We start from the raw sequence: 14,654 nt of genomic DNA on the forward strand, positions 1-14,654 counted from the left end.
TAATCCCATACGACAAACGATGAACGACCTACGATCAACGTAAAAAGAGGCTGTCTTAATGCGACAGCCTCTTTTCTCATTTCTTCTTTTTAGGATTATAGCGGTTCATGCCTTTGTCGACGCCCAGGCTCAGGCAGCCTTCGATGGCTGTCGCTGCGTCTTCGATGCCCTGCTGGTAGGCTTCGCGGAGTTCTTCCGGGAAAGGAGTCAGGACATGGTCGACGACGTCATGGTGCGGCAAGGGCCGGCCAATGCCGACGCGGAAGCGGGTAAAATCGGTGCAGCCGTTGGCAAACAGGCTCTTGATACCGTTGTGTCCGCCATCGCTGCCGCTCTTGCGGATGCGCAGGCGGCCGACGGCTAAGTCCATATCGTCATAGGCGACGTAGACATCGGGCTGATCGATTTTATACCAGCGCATGAGCGGGCCGACGGCGCGGCCGCTCTCATTCATGTAGGTCTGCGGCTTGACCAGGATGATTTTCTCACCATTGACGGTAGTCTGTGCTACGAGAGCGTCCATCTTATCCTGCCACAAGGTCACATTCCAGCGCTTGGCTAACTCATCGACGACACGGAAGCCCGTGTTATGCTTCGATTCTTCATATTGACGGCCCGGATTGCCCAGGCCTACGATCATATGCACGACAGGTCCCTTATTTGTCAAAAAGACGGCTTACGGAAACGTCGTGGAAGATGCGCATGATAGCTTCGCCGAGGAGCGGTGCAACCGAAAGGACTTTGATCTTGTCGATCTGTTTTTCCGGCGGCAAAGGAATGGTGTTGGTAATGATCAATTCGGAAATGACCGATTTCTGGATGCGTTCGACAGCCGGGTCGGTGAGGACGGCATGAGCGCAGGCAGCGAAGACACGGGAAGCGCCCATTTCTTTCAGGGCTTTTGCGCCACCGCACAAGGAACCAGCCGTATCGACGATATCGTCGACGAGGATGCAGGTCTTGCCTTTGATGTCGCCGATGATATTCATGACTTCGGCAACACCCGGACGGGGACGGCGTTTTTCAATGATGGCAATCGGTGCATTGACGCGGTCAGCCAGATCGCGGGCACGCGTTACGCCACCGAGGTCAGGAGATACGACGACGATGTCGCCCATATCCGTTTCTTCTTTTTTCTGATTGATGTATTTAGCAATGATGGAAGCCGAGCCGAGGTGATCGACGGGGATGTCGAAGAAGCCCTGGATCTGGCCGGCATGCAAGTCCATGGTAACGACGCGGGTAATGCCGGCAGTCGTCATCAAATCAGCAACCAGTTTGGATGTAATCGGTTCACGGCCGCGGGTCTTGCGGTCCTGACGTGCATAACCATAATACGGAACAACGGCGGTAATGTGTTTAGCCGAAGCGCGTTTGAGGGCATCTGCCATGATGAGCAGTTCCATCAGGGTGTCATTGGCCGGCTGGCAAGTCGGCTGGATGACGAATACGTCCTTACCGCGGACACTTTCGTCGATCATGACCTGGATTTCACCGTTGTTGAATTTACCAACAAAGGCTTTGCCCAGTTCCAAACCGAGGTAATCGGCAATTTCCTTGGCCAATTCCGGATTGGCATTCCCCGTAAAAATCTTCAGCTTTTTCCCGTCTTCGTAACTCATAGTGAGCCTCCCTGTGTAAGTAGTGATTAATTATTATTTTTTATATGTATCTTCCTTGACCCAGCCTTCAATGTTGCGCTGCCGTGCCCGGGCAACGGATAAGGCTTTGGCCGGAATATCTTTGGTAATCGTCGAACCAGCGCCGACATAAGCATAGTCGCCGACTTTGACCGGTGCGACGAGGTTGCTGTTGCAGCCTACGAAGGCATGGTCGCCAATGGTCGTGCGGTGCTTGATCTTGCCATCGTAATTGACGGTAATCGTCCCGCAGCCGATATTGACACCGCTGCCGACATCGCTGTCGCCGATGTAGCTGAGGTGCGGCAGTTTCGTGCCGTCGCCGACAGTGGAGTTCTTGACTTCCATATAGTTGCCGACTTTGACATGATTGCCGATGACCGTATTGGGACGGAAATGGACGAACGGGCCGATTTCACAGCCGTTCTTGATTTCGCAGTCATGAGCGTACATGAACTGGACATGGTCGTCATCGCCCATCTTGACATTGGTCATGCGGACATAGGGGCCGACCTGGCAGCCTTCGCCGATGACCGTATCGCCTTCGAGGATCGTCCCCGGATAAAGGACGGTGTCGCGGCCGACGGTGACCGTCGTGTCTACATAAGTGTTATTGGGGTCAATGATAGAAACGCCATCGGTCATGAGTTCATCCAGTTTACGCTGGCGCAGGACCCGTTCGGCTTCGGCCATCTGCTGACGCGAGTTTACACCGAGTGTTTCCGCATAAGACGGCGCTGCAAAGGCACTGACGACTTTGCCTGCCGATACGAGCATGCCGATGATATCGGTCAGATAATATTCACCTTGCGCGTTGTCATTAGTGACGTTGTGAAGCATATCCCACAAGAGAGACATATCAAAACAGTAAATGCCGGCGTTTACTTCGTCGACAGCCAGTTCTTCCGGCGTACCGTCTTTCTGTTCGACGATTTTGACGACCTGCCCTTTTTCATCGCGGATGACGCGGCCGTAACCGGTCGGATCCGGCATATGAGCTGTCAGGACCGTCGCTGCAGCGCCGCTCTGTTCATGGCAGTCGATAAGGGCTGTAAACGTTTCCTTCGTGACCAGCGGCGTATCACCACAGGTTACGAGGAGGGTGCCAGCTTCCCCATGGAGCAGCGGTTCTGCCTGCAGGACAGCATGGCCTGTGCCGAGCTGTTCTTTCTGCATGACTGTTTCGGCCTGGTCACCGAGGTAATCCCGGACCGTTTCACCGCCAAAACCGACGACGACGACCTGGCGCTGCGTCCCGGCTGCCTTGACAGCCCGCAGTACCTGTTCGACCATCGGGACGCCGCCGACTTTGTGCAAAACCTTGGGGAACTTCGACTTCATACGCGTCCCCTTGCCGGCAGCGAGGATTAATGCAATAGTATTTTTCATCCAGTTATAGCCTCCCTGAATTCCATAACTATATAATGTCCATTTAAGGATAACACAAAACGGGGCGAAAAAAAAGAGGCTGTCACATAAAGACGCCTCTTTTATCAAACAAGCTCGTATTAACCTAATACATAGACAACGACATCGCGACGGCCGAAGTCAAGGGCTTCGCTGGTCGAATCCATAGCCAGGTCGATGCGGTCACCGACGATAGCTCCGCCCGTGTCGGCAGCTACGGCATAGCCATAACCTTCAATGTAGAGCTGCGAACCGAGGGGAATGACATCGGGGTCGACGGCAACCATGCCACGCTGGAGATACTGACCCGTTGCCGTATAGCCATCGCCGCCGCCATCTTCAGCCGTGTAAGCCGTAGCTTCCATGACGAGACGACGCTGATAGCCTTCGGTCGAAGACGATTCTTCAGGAATCGGACGGCCGCTGGCTTCCGACAGGGCTTCCATAGTCTGGGAACCGACGACGCCGTCTGCCGTGAGGCCGTGGTCAGCCTGGAACTGTTCGACAGCAGCTTCTGTCGAAGGACCAAAATCACCATCAGCACTACCGGACAGATAGCCCGTATCCTGAAGCATATATTGAACGCTCTGTACGACAGAGCCACTCATACCCATTTGAACGCTGGCACAAGCCAGGGATGTAAACGCGAACATGCAGATTGTTGTCATTAATATCAGTATACGATTTCTCAAAAAACCACCTCTTTGAACGAACACAATATCAAGTACGTCCTGAATTATAACAAACTTCCCACTATAAGTCAAAAAAATTGATAATTATAATTCATTTTTGATTGATTTATTCTCTGTTCTGTACACTTTCCAAACAGTGTATGTCCGTTAATGCTCAACTTTAAGGTGAGTTTTTTAGTACCTGGTGCTAGTTTTTTATAATTATTATGCATTTTTACTGATTTTAACTCTTCGTCTTCTCCACAATATTTCTTATGGATTCAGCGCCTTCGACGGAATCGGTAAGGACATAAATGAAGTCTCCTGCCCGCAGACACGTATCGTCATCAGGGATGATATCCCCACTGCCGCGCTTGACGTCGACGATGACCGTATGAGCCGGCCAGGCAATGCGGCCGATATATTTCCCATCGGCCTGACTGCCGCTGGATACAGTCAATTCCAGGAGATTTCGCCGTTCTTCCGACGATAAGACAGGTTTATTTTTGGCCAGGTTCCGCTGCAGCAGGGCTTCATAAATCGGTTCGCCCTGGCAGAGCTGGGCCACGACCAACGCCACCAGTGATGCTGTGCAGAGGACAAGCAAGTGTTCATACGAGCTGGTCATTTCCATAATGAGAATAGTTCCCGTCACCGGTGACTGGACAGAGGCGGCAAAAAAGGCGGCCATGGAAATGACGACGATGTTGGACAAATAATATGAAGAAATGAGCCCCAGATGGACGAAGACGATGCCCGTAATGCCACCCGTCAGCGCACCCAGGACCAGCATGGGCAGGAAAAAACCGCCAGGGACGCCGCAGCCATAGCTGACCAGGGTAAAGAGGAACTTCCCGATGAGCAGGCCGGCAAAGAGTTTCAACGATAAGGGCAGGGTATAGAGGCTGTTGACCAAATCGTTACCGCCGCCCAGGACTTCCGGGAAGACATAACCTAAGACGCCAGCCATACATAAGGCAAAGGCAATGCGCATATAATTATTGCGAAAGACAGGTAAATCATAAAAATAATGAATATTCAGCAAGCCCTTGTTGAAGACGACGCCGGCCAAGCCAATAATGATTCCCAGAATGACCACGAGCCACATGTAGCGCAGGGGAAAGGGCGGCAGCATGCCGAAATGGAAGACCGGCGCCCGGCCGAAGACGTAGCGGCTGACCATGGTCGCCAGCAGGGCCGCTGCCATAGACGGCGCCAGGACGACGCCGGAAAAATTGCGGTGCAGTTCTTCCAGGGCAAACATGACACCGGCCAGGGGCGCATTGAAAGCCGCCGCCAGACCGGCACTGGCACCGGCCGTGATGAGGTAGCGTTCTTCCATGCGCGTCCGCCCCAACGCCCGGCTCAGGCCCTGGGCTGTCACGGCCCCGATCTGGATGGACGGCCCTTCGCGGCCCAGGGACAGGCCCAGGCCGATACCGACGATACCGCCGACGAGCTTGACCCAAAGGATGCGCAGCCAGCGCATGCGGATAGCCCCTAAGATGACACCTTTTACCTGGGGGATGCCGCTGCCGCCGGCATTCGGTTCATAAATGCCCAGGCGCCACAAGAGCAGGGCCGCTGCCAATAAGACGCCGAACCAGGCCAGGTTCAGGAATATGCCGCCGCTGGCCAGGACGTTGGCATAAATCCATTGGCGCCAGACCGTCCCCATTTCCAGGCCCCAGCGAAAAAAGCTGATAACCGTTCCCGATAATATCCCGACGACGATGCCTTCAAAAAAAAGGCGCAGGCGGAACCGCGGCCAGTGGTCGAGGGCCCGCAGGGCCGCCTCTAACTGTGTATCGACATGCATATCTTTCACAATCCTTTCTATAATATATGACCAAATTATACCACAAGTACCGAAATTTTCGCAGGTCCCTGATGGCATCCCCTATTATAGTATTATAGAGAAGGAGAAATATAAGTTTTCGTAAATTTTTCGCAAGCATTTCCTAAAAATCGTTGCTATTTCCAAGGAGACTCATTATGATAGGGACAGCACATTAATAGGAGTCTTGTCTATGAACCAGCCATCTTTCCACTTTCCTCAAAGTCCGCAGGCTAAAGCCATCGCCTTCGGCATCATCTTTCTCCTGGCCTGTATCGCGATTTACATTTACAGTCATTCCAATACGGTCCAAAAAGTAAAAAGTACAGCCCAGAATGTGTCGGTCACAGCCTATACCGTGACCCGCCAGGATATGAAGCGCAAGATTTCCCTGTCTGGCCAGACCGTTCCCGTCGCCCAGGTCGACATTTCCACGAAATACGCCGGTAAAATCGCCGATGTTGCCGTCAACCTCGGCGATGTCGTCGCACCCGGCCAGGTCCTGCTCATCCAGGATACGGCCGATACGAACCTGACCCTGGATCAGGACAAAGCCGCCTTGGAACAGGCTGTCGCCGATTCTAAGGCTGCCGAATCGCAATTCGGATCAGACCTGCAAAAAGCAGGAGTCGAATACGACACGGCCAAGATGAACTATAACCGCTATGTACTCCTGAAAAATGAAGGCGCCATTTCCCAGCAGGATCTGGATACGGCCTATCAGGCCCTGATTGTCGCCAAGTCGGCCCTGGACAATCTGGAATCGCAGAATGTCGGCGATGTCCCGGCCAGTGTGGCCAGTAAATACGCCGCTCAGGCCAAGGCCGGCTATACCGTCGACAGCCTGACCCAGCAACTCGACGACATGACCCTGCGGGCACCGCGGGCCGGCGTCATCACTTACCGCAATGCCGAAGTCGGCGCCATGGCGGCAGCCAACACAAAGGTCCTGACCATTACCGATACGAGCGGCATGTACATCGACTGTTCCCTGTCTGAAGCCGATGTCGCCGCCATCCAGCAGGGAATGCCAGTCAGCATATCCATCGAATCCCTGGCCCAGGACTATGACGGCTATATCACCTACGTCAGCCCGGCCATGGACGATACGACCAAGACCTACGTCGTCCGCATCACCCTCTCCCAGCCGGACACGAAACTGCGCGGCGGCATGTTCGCCCAGTCATCCATCGACGTCCTGCAGAAACCGGATACCCTATTCATCCCAAAAGACGCCTTGACGGAACAGGATGGCCGTGCCCAAGTCTGTGTCATCAAGCCGGACAATACCATTGAGCTCCGCACGGTCACGACGGGCCTGCGCAACGACGATTATATTGAAATCACGGACGGCCTCGATGACGGCGACGTCATCGCCACGACCAATCTGGCCCGCCTCAAGGACGGTACGACCGTATCCATTGAAGAAAGGCAGTGACCGTCATGAATTTGACTAAGTTTTCTATCGACCGCCCTATCGGCATCGCCATGGTCATCGCCTTCTTCGTCGTCCTCGGCCTGTTCAGTTTCTACCGCATCGGCGTCGAACTGCTGCCGGCCCTGAACACGCCGTATGTCACGGTATCCATTTCTTATCCCGGCGCCAATGCCGACTCCATCGAACAGCAGGTCGTCAAACCGGCCGAAGACGCCTTGTCTTCTGTCTCTAATTTAAAACATATGACATCGACGGCTTCTTATGGCCAGGCCCGCATCACATTGGAACTGGATTTCTCGGCCAACGCCGACGCCGCAGCCATTGACGCTACGAAAAAAATCAACGCCATCCGCGGGAACCTGCCTGACGGCATCGACGAACCGGTCGTCATCAAGCGCGACGTCAACGCGACCCCTATCATGTACGTCGCCGTCCAGTCCTCTCATTCTCTGGACGACATTTACAGCAAGACAGAAAACGATTTCCAGGATGTCCTACAGCAGGCCGACGGTGTCTCCGAAATCGAGCTCAACGGCGGCCGTGATAAAGAAATCGCCGTCGAAATCGATAAGGATAAGCTCATCCACTACGATATGACCCTGGCCGAAGTCGTCAAAGCCCTGAAAGCGGAAAACGTTCTCATGCCGTCGGGGACGATTTATTCGTCAGGCACGACGACGGATGTCCGCGTCAAAGCCCAATACACCGATGAGAGCGAATTATCCCAGGTCCAGGTCACCAATGCCAAAGGCGCCAAGATTCCCTTGACGGCCGTCGCTTCCATCAAGCGCCAGGACCAGCGGGTCACGCGCTATGCCCGGGTCAACGGCGACGACGCCGTCGTCATGGCCATTTACAAGAACAGCGACGCCAATGTCGTCAATACCGTCGACAATGTGACAAAAAAACTGGCCGACCTGCGCCAGGACAATCCGGATTATACCTTTACCATTACCAATGAATCAGCTTCGTATATCCGCAATTCCCTGCACAATACCTTGCAGACCCTCATCGAAGGCCTGTGCACGACAGGCCTGGTCCTGTTCTTCTTTCTCCGCGGCTGGCGGTCGACGCTGGCCGTCATGATTGCCATTCCGACGTCCCTGATTTCTACTTTTTTTGCCATGTACCTGGCCGGCTTCACCTTCAACATGATGTCCCTCATGGGCATGGCCTTGTGCGTCGGCATCCTCGTCGACGACTCCATCGTCGTATTGGAAAATATCCATCGCCACCTCATGCAGGGAGAGGCGCCTAAAGACGCGGCCCTGCACGGCCGTTCAGAAATCGGCATGGCCGCGATTGCCATCACGCTCTGCGATGTCGTCGTCTTCCTGCCTATCGCTTTCATGACGGGCATGGTCGGCCAGTATTTCAAACAATTCGGCCTGACCATCGTCTTTGCCACTCTCTTTTCCCTCTTCGTCTCCTTCACGCTGACACCGATGCTGGCGTCGCGCTTGTTCCGCCTGGGCTTGAAAATCCCGGACAAACCGATTTGGCATAAGACGGACGCTCTCGAAGAAAGCGCCCGCAGCTATTATACGTCTATCCTGACCTGGAGCCTGGACCATGCCAAAAAGCTGGTCGTCCCCGTCCTGGTCCTGTTCATTGCCGCAGCGGCCCTGATACCGACGGGCCTGGTCGGTTCGGAATTCATGCCTCAGACCGACGAAAGCAGTTTCCGCATCACCGTCGAGCTGCCAACCAATGCCAATCTGACGCGGACCGATAAAGTAGCACGCCAGCTCGAAGACTACTTGAAGACCATTCCGGAAGTCACGTACTATACGTCGATGATTGGCGGCAAGAGCCTGAACCAGGCCAATATCCAGGTCACCCTGAAAGACCGTCGCGACCGGTCGCGGACGATTTGGGAAGTCACCAACGACGTGCGCCGCTTCGCTGCGGACAACATCTATGACGGCGAAGTCCGCATCAAAGAAGACCAGGCATCCGTATCCGGGACGACAGGCGGCTTTGGCGGCGGTTCCGGCAACCTGCGTCTGGAACTGCGCGGCAAGGACAGCGAGGCCCTGCTGGCCCAGTCGCGGACGATTGAACAGATGATGAAGACCGACATCACGGGCCTGCGCGACGTCAGCAGCACCTACGAAGATGGGATGCCGGAATACCAGCTCATCGTCGACCGCAATAAATTGAAACAGTACGGCACGTCCCTGAGCGATTTGAACGATACCTTCTCCAACGCCATCAGCGGACAGAAAGCCGGCGTCCTGGCTAACGATGCCAAGAACGACAACAACGATACGGACATCTACGTCCGCCTCAAAGGGGCCGACGCCTTCCGCCTGTCCGATTTGGAAACGATTCCCCTCAACGCCAACGGCCACATCATCTACATCGCCGACGTGGCCAAAGTCCAGGCCGGGACAGGACCGGTCACGATTCGCCGGACCGACAAGGAACGGAGCATCACGCTCGGCGGCTCTCCCCAGGGGCGGCCGCTGAACGAAGTCATCCAGGACGTGACCAATCATCTGAACGCCATGAATCTGCACGGCGTGACCTTCCGCTTCACAGGCCAGGCCGACCAGATGACGACGACCTTCATGGACCTGGGCGAAGCCCTGCTGCTGTCGCTCATCCTGATATTCATGATCCTGGCCATCCTCTATGAATCGGTCAAGACACCGTTCATCCGCATGTTTTCGCTCCCGCTGGGGCTCATCGGTTCGTTGTTCCTGCTGTTTTTGACCAATAATACGCTGAACCTCTACTCCCTCATCGGCATCCTGGTCATGGATGGCCTGGTCGCCAAGAACGGGACGCTCCTCTTGGACTATACGCTGACTCTCATGCACGAGCAGGGTCTGGACCCGCGCAGCGCCGTAATCCAGGCCGGCCGCGTCCGGCTGCGGCCGATTTTCATGACCACCCTGACCATGGTCGTCGGCATGCTGCCTACAGCCCTGTCCATGACAGCCGGTTCAGAAACGCGGGCCAGCATGGCCGTCGTCGTTATCGGCGGCCTGTTGACATCGACGGTCTTTACGCTGGTCATCATCCCGATTCTCTTCGTCTTCATGGAAAAGCACAGCCTGTTCCGGCGAAAAGGAGCGTAAAAAAAGTCCTGCCCCAGTGGCAGGATTTTTTGTTTTAATATAGAATAATATATACATATATAGAAAATGCATCCGGCTCAACGAAGGAGGACTGTCCTATGAACGATAGATACACACCGACATTTAATATTCACGAAGCAGTGCGCAAGACCTTGCCTTATATGATGGAAATGCGCGAATATTTCCATGCCCATCCGGAATTGAGCGAAAAAGAATTCGACACTTGCAAGACCATTTTCCAGGAATTATCCCTCATGGGTATCGAAGACGTCAAAATCATCGCCGGTACAGGCGTCACCGGCCTGATTCACGGCGCCCTGCCCGGTCCGGTCATTCTCCTGCGGGCCGATATCGATGCCCTGCCGCTGACGGAAAAGTTCGACTGCCCTTATTCGTCCCTTGTCGACGGCGTCATGCACGCTTGCGGCCATGACGGCCATGCAGCCAATCTCCTGGGCGTCGCCAAAATCCTCAATAAGCACAAAGACTGCCTGCGCGGCACGATCCGCCTGGCCTTCCAGCCGGCGGAAGAAGGCAATGGCGGCGCAGCCCGCATGATCGACGCCGGCATTCTCAACAATCCCCACGTTGACTACGCTCTGGGCCTGCATGTCGCCGGCAGCCTGCCCAAAGGCTATGTTGGCATCGGACGCGGTGAAATCTCGGCATCCTGTGACGATTTCACCATCACCCTCCACGGCCGCGGCGGCCACGGCTCCCAGCCGTCCCTGTGCATCAGCCCGATCCAGATGGGCATCGACATCATCCAGTCCATCCAGAACTTCGTCTACAACTGCCACGCTGACGGCGACGGCGTCGTCCTCACCTTCGGCCAGTTCCAGGCCGGCCATAACCCGAACGTCATCCCGGAAACGGCTGAATTGAAAGGGACTTTGCGGACATATAATGAAGCAAAGCGGAAACGCATCCTCGACGCCATACAAGCTATCCTGAAGAACGTCACCACGACCTATGGCGGCACGTTCGACCTGGATGTCGTCCCCTTCTCGCCGGTCTGCGTCAACGATGACGGCGTCACCGACCGGGTCGTCCACATCCTCCAGGACCACTGTTCCCACCGCGTTGACTTGGTTCCCCTGAAACGCGGCTCCGGCTCGGAAGACTTCGCCTACTTCAGTGCTGCCGTACCCAGTTCGTTCTACTATGTCGGCGTTTACAGTGATGCACCGGTCATCGGCCATTCGCCGGAATTCCATTGGGACAGCAACGCCTTGAAGTATATGTGCGAAACGATGCTCACCATCGTCTATTACTTTGAAAGTTATGAGTAAGATTCCCAGTTGTCTAATTCTATATTGAGCGTATAATGAGGGGTATCCATCTTGAAAAGGAGGAATACCCCTCATGGTTTTCTGGTTCATCATCGAACACACGATGCTTCCCATTTTCTTTCTCGTCATCCTCGGCTATTTTCTCGATAAGAAATTCCACCTCGACGTCAAGACCTTGTCGAAGCTCATGTTTTTCCTGGTCATCCCCAGTTTCATCTTTACCAATATCTATACGACCCAATTCCCGGCGACGAGCGTTAATATCATCGCGGCCATAGCCATCTTCATGGTCATCTGTTTCGTCATCGCCAACATCGTCGGCCGCATCCGCCATTATGACGCAGCCATGCTGGAATCATGCCGCAACGCCTTCATGTTCAACAATACGGGCAATCTCGGCGTGGCTCTGATCATCCTCGTCTTTTCCCATGACCCCTTCGTCGTCAATGGTCAGACGCCCTATCTGGCCGAAGCGATGGTCGTACAGATCATCATCTTCATGATTCAGAGCATTTCCCTCAATACCCTGGGCCTCTACCAGGCCGGCCGGGGCCGTCTGACAGCCAGGGACACATTGTCCGTCATGTTCCACATGCCCCTGCTCTATGTCCTGGCTGCCGCTCTGCTGGCCCGCTACGTCGGCTGGGATGCCAAGGATTTCTTTTTGTGGCCCATCATGGAAATGGCCAGCAAAGTTCTCCTGCCCCTGGCTATGGTCAGCATCGGCGCCCAGCTGTCGCAGACGAAAATCAAATGGCTCGACAAGGATGTATGGATTGTCAGCATCCTCAAGATGACCGCCCTGCCCCTCATCGGCCTGGCCATGATCTACATCGCCAATGCCTTCCGGCCCGGTACCTTTACCGCCGTCAGCGCGACGGTCTTCCTCATTTACTGTGCCATCCCGACGGCCGTCAATACGGCACTGTTCGCCATCGAATTCGATAACAATCCGGATTACGCGACCCAGGTCGTCATGAATACGACAGCCCTCAGCGCGGTATCCTTGACTTTCTATATTTTCCTGGGACACATTTTATTCGTATGAATGATATACTTTTTATTGAATCGTTAGGAAAATCAATATATCCTAACTTTTATCGAAAGAATTGCAAAAAAAGTTATTGACATAACGTGTTTTTGCTTATATAATAGTTCCATCAACAGAATAGAAACGGCAAAGGAGCCAGGAATGATAGGATAGTACTTATCTCTCATTCCTGGCTTTTCGTATATTCTGGCGATAATAAAATATGACAGTAGACAATGATGTCTTTTCCCTGATAACACTATCAGGAGAGGCATCTTTTTTATTTGTCAGGAGGTTGGGAATATGAAAAAATTATGGTCACGTTTAGGAGTGCTGCTCCCGTGTCTGCTCATGGCAGCGCCGGCAGCCTTCGCTTCCGATCCGGGGACGATCGATACAGGCGATACGGCCTGGGTCCTCATCAGTGCAGCTCTGGTATTCATCATGACACCGGGCCTTGGTTTCTTCTATGGCGGCATGGTCCGCAACAAAAACGTCTTGACGACGATTATGCAGAGTTTCTTCATCGTCGCTATGATTTCCGTAGAATGGATCCTCATCGGCTATGCTATGACCTTCGGTACTGATATTAATGGTTTCATCGGTTCTCTTGATAAAGTCGGCCTTACCGGCGTCGGCATGGCAGTCCTGGAAAACGGGACGATTCCGGAAATGGCTTTCGTCGCCTTCCAGTGCATGTTCGCCGTCATCACACCGGCTTTGATTACCGGCGCCTTCGCCGAACGCATGAAGTTCCACGCTTTCGTCGTCTTCATCCTGCTCTGGGCTATCTTCATCTACAACCCCATGGCACATTGGGTCTGGGGCGGCGGTTTCCTGGCTAAACTCGGTGCCCTCGACTTCGCCGGCGGCTTGGTCATCCACATCCTCTCCGGTGTTTCTGGCCTGACCCTCTGCGTTCTCCTCGGCAAGCGCTATGGCTATGGGAAAATTCCCATGGTTCCGCACAACCTGCCTATGACCGTCCTCGGTGCCGCTCTGCTCTGGTTCGGCTGGTTCGGCTTCAATGCCGGTAGTGCTCTCGGCGCCAATGCTTTGGCAGCCAGTGCCTTCATCGCTTCGCAGGCAGCAGCCGCTGCGGCTACGGTCGCCTGGGTCGCTGTCGAATGGATCGTCCAGGGTAAACCGACCATCCTCGGTGCCGCTTCGGGCTGTATCGCCGGCTTAGTTGCCATTACTCCGGCAGCAGGCTTCGTCGCTCCTCTTCCGGCCTTGATCATCGGCGCTGTCGGCGGTATCATCTGCTACTTCGCCGTTGCCGTCGTCAAAGCCAAACTCGGCTATGACGATTCCCTCGACGCTTTTGGTATCCACGGTATCGGCGGTACCTGGGGCTCCATCGCTACCGGCATCTGGGCTACGACGGAAGTCAACCCGGCTGGGGCTGACGGCTTGTTCTACGGCAGCTCGGATCTGCTCGTCGCTCAGATTATTTCCACAGTCGTCGCTTACGCCCTGGCCATCGTCGGCACGTTCATCATCTTCAAGATCATCAGCCTCTTCATGACAGTCCGCACGGATAAGAATGAAGAAATCACCGGCCTCGATATTGGCGAACACGGTGAACGGGGTTATAATTATGCTATCATGTCCGGCAGCCCCTTCGGTGAAACGCCGAATACGCCGCTCGGCAATGCATCCTTGGATAATGCCGCTGTCAACAGCGCCGGCATTAACGGTCGTAACTTATAGAGGTGATACGAATGGAAGAACATCCGATTACAAAAGTAGAAATCATCACTCGTCCGAGTAAATTGGAAGAGCTCAAAGAAGCCCTGAACAACATCGGGGTCATGGGCATGACCGTCAGCCAGGTCTTCGGCTGCGGCCTCCAGAAGGGCTACGTCGAAGTCTACCGTGGCCAGCGGTACAATATCAACCTCCTGCCAGGCATCAAAGTCGAAACGGTCGTCTGTGAAGTACCGGTCGATAAAGTCGTCGAAGTCGCTCAGAAAGTCTGCAAGACAGGCAAACCGGGCGATGGCAAGATTTTCATCTACCGTTTGAACGACGCCGTCCGCATCCGGACCGGTGAACGAGGACCTATCGCCATCATGGACGAAAAGTGAGTGTGAAAAAAGGAGCTGTCGCATCGCGACAGCTCCTTTCAAGTTGTTAGTGGCTAGTTGTTAGTGGCTAGTGGTTAGTGGCTAGTGGTTAGGGGCTAGGAGCTAGGGATTAGGGGCTAGGGATTAGGGGCTAGGGATTAGGGGCTAGGGGTTAGCGTATGAT

At 54.3% G+C, this 14,654-nt stretch carries 11 protein-coding genes; 6 read left to right on the plus strand and 5 right to left on the minus strand.

The annotated features are described in order from the left end of the window. Positions 1-76: 76 nt before the first annotated feature. From pth to ACE418_RS06390, 5 genes are all read right to left on the minus strand, one after another. On the minus strand, positions 77-640 hold the full coding sequence (gene pth / locus ACE418_RS06370) for an aminoacyl-tRNA hydrolase (protein ID WP_036202476.1): 564 nt from the start codon (positions 638-640) through the stop codon (positions 77-79). 16 nt (positions 641-656) lie between these two features. Then, positions 657-1,622, minus strand: a complete 966-nt coding sequence (locus tag ACE418_RS06375) for a ribose-phosphate diphosphokinase (protein ID WP_416449826.1) — start codon at positions 1,620-1,622, stop codon at positions 657-659. A 33-nt stretch (positions 1,623-1,655) separates the two neighbouring features. After that, entirely contained in the window at positions 1,656-3,029 is a 1,374-nt protein-coding gene (gene glmU / locus ACE418_RS06380) for a bifunctional UDP-N-acetylglucosamine diphosphorylase/glucosamine-1-phosphate N-acetyltransferase GlmU (protein WP_416449827.1), read from the minus strand. Positions 3,030-3,148: 119 nt separating this feature from the next. Next, a complete protein-coding gene (locus ACE418_RS06385; RefSeq protein ID WP_192813529.1) occupies positions 3,149-3,715 on the minus strand; it encodes a peptidoglycan-binding protein in 567 nt (188 codons plus the stop codon). A gap of 247 nt (positions 3,716-3,962) precedes the next feature. Continuing rightward, a complete protein-coding gene (locus tag ACE418_RS06390) occupies positions 3,963-5,537 on the minus strand; it encodes a ClC family H(+)/Cl(-) exchange transporter (RefSeq protein WP_416449883.1) in 1,575 nt (524 codons plus the stop codon). Positions 5,538-5,748: 211 nt separating this feature from the next. Between ACE418_RS06390 and ACE418_RS06395 the strand changes: the two genes are divergently transcribed. The 6 genes from ACE418_RS06395 (at position 5,749) to ACE418_RS06420 (ending at position 14,491) form a co-directional block, all read left to right on the plus strand. After that, positions 5,749-6,993, plus strand: coding sequence for an efflux RND transporter periplasmic adaptor subunit (locus ACE418_RS06395; RefSeq protein WP_416449828.1), 1,245 nt, complete (start codon positions 5,749-5,751; stop codon positions 6,991-6,993). Positions 6,994-6,998: 5 nt separating this feature from the next. Next, the gene (locus ACE418_RS06400) at positions 6,999-10,079 is read left to right on the plus strand and encodes an efflux RND transporter permease subunit (RefSeq protein ID WP_416449829.1); all 3,081 of its coding nucleotides are present in this window, start codon (positions 6,999-7,001) and stop codon (positions 10,077-10,079) included. Positions 10,080-10,177: 98 nt separating this feature from the next. Then, entirely contained in the window at positions 10,178-11,371 is a 1,194-nt protein-coding gene (locus ACE418_RS06405; protein ID WP_416449830.1) for a M20 metallopeptidase family protein, read from the plus strand. Between the two features lie 73 nt (positions 11,372-11,444). Beyond that, a complete protein-coding gene (locus ACE418_RS06410; protein WP_416449831.1) occupies positions 11,445-12,419 on the plus strand; it encodes an AEC family transporter in 975 nt (324 codons plus the stop codon). A gap of 285 nt (positions 12,420-12,704) precedes the next feature. Beyond that, positions 12,705-14,114: an ammonium transporter gene (locus ACE418_RS06415; RefSeq protein ID WP_416449832.1), complete on the plus strand. Its 1,410-nt coding sequence runs from the start codon at positions 12,705-12,707 to the stop codon at positions 14,112-14,114. A gap of 11 nt (positions 14,115-14,125) precedes the next feature. After that, a complete protein-coding gene (locus tag ACE418_RS06420; RefSeq protein WP_020309714.1) occupies positions 14,126-14,491 on the plus strand; it encodes a P-II family nitrogen regulator in 366 nt (121 codons plus the stop codon). The last annotated feature ends 163 nt before the right edge of the window (positions 14,492-14,654 follow it).

It is taken from the genome of Megasphaera jansseni (assembly GCF_047974155.1).
In the GTDB taxonomy this organism is placed as follows: domain Bacteria; phylum Bacillota; class Negativicutes; order Veillonellales; family Megasphaeraceae; genus Megasphaera.

Excerpts from the sequence above, each read along its gene's own strand:
- pth (WP_036202476.1), bottom strand. The coding sequence starts at position 640 with ATGATCGTAGGCCTGGGCAATCCGGGCCGTCAATATGAAGAATCGAAG.
- ACE418_RS06375 (WP_416449826.1), bottom strand. The coding sequence starts at position 1,622 with ATGAGTTACGAAGACGGGAAAAAGCTGAAGATTTTTACGGGGAATGCC.
- glmU (WP_416449827.1), bottom strand. The coding sequence starts at position 3,029 with ATGAAAAATACTATTGCATTAATCCTCGCTGCCGGCAAGGGGACGCGT.
- ACE418_RS06385 (WP_192813529.1), bottom strand. The coding sequence starts at position 3,715 with ATGACAACAATCTGCATGTTCGCGTTTACATCCCTGGCTTGTGCCAGC.
- ACE418_RS06390 (WP_416449883.1), bottom strand. The coding sequence starts at position 5,537 with ATGCATGTCGATACACAGTTAGAGGCGGCCCTGCGGGCCCTCGACCAC.
- ACE418_RS06395 (WP_416449828.1), top strand. The coding sequence starts at position 5,749 with ATGAACCAGCCATCTTTCCACTTTCCTCAAAGTCCGCAGGCTAAAGCC.
- ACE418_RS06400 (WP_416449829.1), top strand. The coding sequence starts at position 6,999 with ATGAATTTGACTAAGTTTTCTATCGACCGCCCTATCGGCATCGCCATG.
- ACE418_RS06405 (WP_416449830.1), top strand. The coding sequence starts at position 10,178 with ATGAACGATAGATACACACCGACATTTAATATTCACGAAGCAGTGCGC.
- ACE418_RS06410 (WP_416449831.1), top strand. The coding sequence starts at position 11,445 with ATGGTTTTCTGGTTCATCATCGAACACACGATGCTTCCCATTTTCTTT.
- ACE418_RS06415 (WP_416449832.1), top strand. The coding sequence starts at position 12,705 with ATGAAAAAATTATGGTCACGTTTAGGAGTGCTGCTCCCGTGTCTGCTC.
- ACE418_RS06420 (WP_020309714.1), top strand. The coding sequence starts at position 14,126 with ATGGAAGAACATCCGATTACAAAAGTAGAAATCATCACTCGTCCGAGT.